The 3,411-nt window shown below is 38.8% G+C and carries 5 protein-coding genes; all 5 read left to right on the forward strand.

Going from position 1 to position 3,411, the window contains the following annotated elements:
• The first annotated feature begins 267 nt into the window (after positions 1-267).
• From glyQ to C3Z13_RS04660, 5 genes are read left to right on the forward strand one after another with little or no spacing between them, the layout of a single operon-like run.
• Positions 268-1,176, forward strand: coding sequence for a glycine--tRNA ligase subunit alpha (glyQ, locus tag C3Z13_RS04640; protein WP_103853915.1), 909 nt, complete (start codon positions 268-270; stop codon positions 1,174-1,176).
• A gap of 29 nt (positions 1,177-1,205) precedes the next feature.
• Positions 1,206-1,469, forward strand: a complete 264-nt coding sequence (locus C3Z13_RS04645) for a hypothetical protein (RefSeq protein WP_103855152.1) — start codon at positions 1,206-1,208, stop codon at positions 1,467-1,469.
• A gap of 37 nt (positions 1,470-1,506) precedes the next feature.
• On the forward strand, positions 1,507-2,532 hold the full coding sequence (locus C3Z13_RS04650; protein WP_103855151.1) for a PDDEXK nuclease domain-containing protein: 1,026 nt from the start codon (positions 1,507-1,509) through the stop codon (positions 2,530-2,532).
• Between the two features lie 45 nt (positions 2,533-2,577).
• On the forward strand, positions 2,578-3,000 hold the full coding sequence (locus C3Z13_RS04655) for a hypothetical protein (protein WP_103853913.1): 423 nt from the start codon (positions 2,578-2,580) through the stop codon (positions 2,998-3,000).
• Positions 3,001-3,020: 20 nt separating this feature from the next.
• Complete coding sequence (locus tag C3Z13_RS04660) at positions 3,021-3,365, forward strand: endonuclease domain-containing protein (protein ID WP_103855153.1); 345 nt, start codon at positions 3,021-3,023, stop codon at positions 3,363-3,365.
• Positions 3,366-3,411 lie beyond the last annotated feature (46 nt).

Here is a 3,411-nt window from a genome sequence, read left to right on the forward strand (position 1 = left end):
CACCGCACTTTGATTTTACTTAATTTCTAAAGCGCGGTTGGATTTTTCAAAATTTTAAGCCCTGCATATTGCGGGGCTTATTTTTTTATCATTTGACTCCAAATGATAGATGCGATTTTCTTTCCTTTGTTAGCTCTTATCGCTACTGATTTTCCTTATCCTAAATTTGTATTGTGATCATCACATAAACCTTACGCAACACTGGGATAATTCCCTATTATCCAGTATAATGACCGCATTTCTTTAACTTATGAAAACAGAACACTTATGGATACAAAATTTAACGTAAAAACTTTCCAAGGAATGATCCTTGCCTTACAGGCTTATTGGGCAGAGCAAGGCTGTACCATTGTGCAACCTTTTGATATGGAAGTGGGGGCAGGCACGTCCCACCCAATGACCGCATTGCGTGCGATTGGGCCAGAGCCGATGGCGTTCGCCTATGTGCAACCTTCACGCCGTCCAACTGATGGGCGTTATGGCGAAAACCCAAACCGCTTGCAGCATTATTATCAATTCCAAGTGGTGATCAAACCTTCCCCAGACAACATTCAAGAGCTTTATCTTGGCTCATTAAAAATGCTCGGCTTCGACCCCACACAACACGATATTCGTTTTGTGGAAGACAACTGGGAAAACCCAACTCTTGGCGCGTGGGGCTTAGGCTGGGAAGTGTGGCTAAATGGTATGGAAGTGACCCAATTTACCTATTTCCAACAAGTGGGCGGCTTAGAATGTAAACCAGTTACGGGTGAAGTCACCTACGGTTTAGAACGCTTGGCGATGTATATTCAAGGCGTGGATAGCGTGTATGACTTAGTTTGGTCAGACGGCCCACTCGGCAAAACCACCTACGGAGACGTGTTCCACCAAAACGAAGTAGAGCAATCCACGTACAACTTTGAATACGCTGATATTGATTTCTTATTCAAAGCCTTTGAGCAATATGAAAAAGAAGCACAAGAGCTATTAGCCCTAGAAAAACCATTGCCATTGCCTGCCTACGAACGCATTTTAAAAGCCGCACACAGCTTTAACTTGCTCGATGCACGCAAAGCCATCTCCGTAACCGAACGCCAACGCTACATTCTGCGTATCCGCGCCTTAACCAAAGGTGTCGCGGAAGCCTATTACGCCAGCCGTGAAGCATTGGGTTTCCCAGGGTGTAAGAAATAAGTGCGGTCAAAAATTTAGGAATTTTTATGATGGATAAACCCGTTTTATTTTTCGCCGAAACTTGCCCTGATACCGCGCCTTTTGTGGCGCGCTTGCAAGAATTAGGCGTGCAATATGAGCCAGTAGAAATTCAATCATCATTAGGCAATCTCAAACGCTTCCTCGCTTTGCGCGATAGCCGTGCAGAGTTTGAAGCGGTGAAAGCGCGCGGATCTATTGGGATTCCAGCATTGCTGTTGAATAATGATAGCCTTGTGTTAGATGTGGATAAATTGGCGGACGTTTTTAAGTAAATAAAGAGCGGTAGGTTTTGCAGGAGTTTTGCATTAAATGAAAAAAGAAAAACACATTGCAATTAATGAACACCAATTAGTTGGCGAAATTAGCCAATTAATTCAAAACAGCAAGCAACGCGTTGCTGTAACGGTGAATGCAGAACTTACCTTGCTTTATTGGCATATCGGGCAGCGAATTAATCAGCATATTTTGCAAAATGAACGGGCAGAATATGGTAAGGAAATCATCAAAAATTTATCAAAAAGTTTGACGGAACAGTTTGGTAAGGGGGGGAGTAAAAGAAATTTATTGCAGATGATTAAATTTGCAAATGTTTTTAATCAAATTGAAATTGTGCAGGCACTGTCTGCACAATTAAGTTGGTCTCATTTTGTACTATTATCCACTTTAGATGATCCACTCAAACAAGATTTTTATGCCACAATGGCAGCCCAAGAACGTTGGAGTACGCGGACGTTAGAATCTCGCATTGGTTCATTACTTTTTGAACGGACAGCACTTTCTAAAAAGCCAGATGAAACCATTACGCAAGAATTAACTATTTTGCGAGAAAAAGGCGAATATAACCAATCAATGGTATTAAAAGATCCCTATGTTTTGGATTTTTTAGAACTCAATGATCGTTATTTAGAAAGAGATTTGGAAGATGCCATATTAAGAGAAATTGAACAATTTCTTTTAGAGTTAGGTGCAGGATTTACTTTTATTGCCCGCCAAAAACGTATTCAAATTGATAATGATGATTTTTATATTGATTTGCTCTTCTATAACCGTAAGTTAAAACGTTTAATTGCTGTCAAGCTGAAAACGGAGGCCTTTAAACATTCGCATAAAAGCCAAATGGAACTTTATCTTGCGTGGTTAGCAAAATATGAACAAGAAGAAGGGGAAAATCCACCTTTAGGCATTATTTTGTGTACATCTAAAAAGCAAGAGCAAGTTGAATTATTAGATTTAAAGCATTCTGATATTCATATTGCGGAATATTTAACGGTATTACCGAGTAAAGAAGTCCTAGAGCATCGATTACATTTGGCGGTAAAAAAACGCCAAAGATAAATTTGCTAAATAAATTATATTCAATGTAATTAAGAGAGTTTAAAAATGAAAAAATTAATTAAATTTGTTATGCCTGTACTTTGTGCCGTACCTATGTTAGCTCAAGCAGAAGGAAACAATGCATCTTCAGCAAAAGACATCGTACTTTCTGTTGGTGCAACTTATCAACCTATTGAAAAAGCTGCAAAGTTGAAAAAAGGCTCAAGTGAGCAATACGCCATAAAACTTTTGGGACGTCCAATTCATTCACAAACCAAAGGCCAAGGCAAGGTTTTACAATGGTGCAAAACAGGTGCTGAAAAAACGCCTAATCCTCATGATGAATTTTTAATCGGCTTTTTCTATAAAGATAAACTTGTTGGCACAGGCGGCTATTTAAATAAAACAAGACCAGGTGATTGCGCAAAATTATATCGACAAGTTGAATGGAAACCTGCGAATAAATTGACTGAATATAAAGTGAAGTGACAAGCTATATTCTAAATAGAATGCAGCCTTATTCTAAGAACTTAAAAGAACTTTCACAGAAATTGCGTTCAGATCAGACTGATGCGGAACGTAAATTATGGCAAAGGATTAATCGAGATCAGTTATTAGGATTTCGATTTAATCGCCAAAAGCCTTTGTTAAATTATATTGTTGATTTTTATTGTGCAAAGGCAAAACTAGTTATTGAACTAGATGGTGGGCATCATTATGAGCCAGAATACCAAGAAAAAGATCGGTTAAGAGATGATGAATTGAGAGCTTCAGGCTTTACCGTGATGCGGTTTAGCAATGATGAGATTTATTATGAGATTGAGGGTGTTGTAGAACAGATTTATTATTTCTAGAACACATTTCCCTTAGTGACTCAGAGGATTGACAAATCTCCCCTAA

The sequence above is a fragment of the Avibacterium endocarditidis genome, assembly GCF_002921145.1.
Taxonomy (GTDB): Bacteria; Pseudomonadota; Gammaproteobacteria; order Enterobacterales; family Pasteurellaceae; genus Avibacterium; species Avibacterium endocarditidis.

Excerpts from the sequence above, each read along its gene's own strand:
- glyQ (WP_103853915.1), top strand. The coding sequence starts at position 268 with ATGGATACAAAATTTAACGTAAAAACTTTCCAAGGAATGATCCTTGCC.
- C3Z13_RS04645 (WP_103855152.1), top strand. The coding sequence starts at position 1,206 with ATGGATAAACCCGTTTTATTTTTCGCCGAAACTTGCCCTGATACCGCG.
- C3Z13_RS04650 (WP_103855151.1), top strand. The coding sequence starts at position 1,507 with ATGAAAAAAGAAAAACACATTGCAATTAATGAACACCAATTAGTTGGC.
- C3Z13_RS04655 (WP_103853913.1), top strand. The coding sequence starts at position 2,578 with ATGAAAAAATTAATTAAATTTGTTATGCCTGTACTTTGTGCCGTACCT.
- C3Z13_RS04660 (WP_103855153.1), top strand. The coding sequence starts at position 3,021 with ATGCAGCCTTATTCTAAGAACTTAAAAGAACTTTCACAGAAATTGCGT.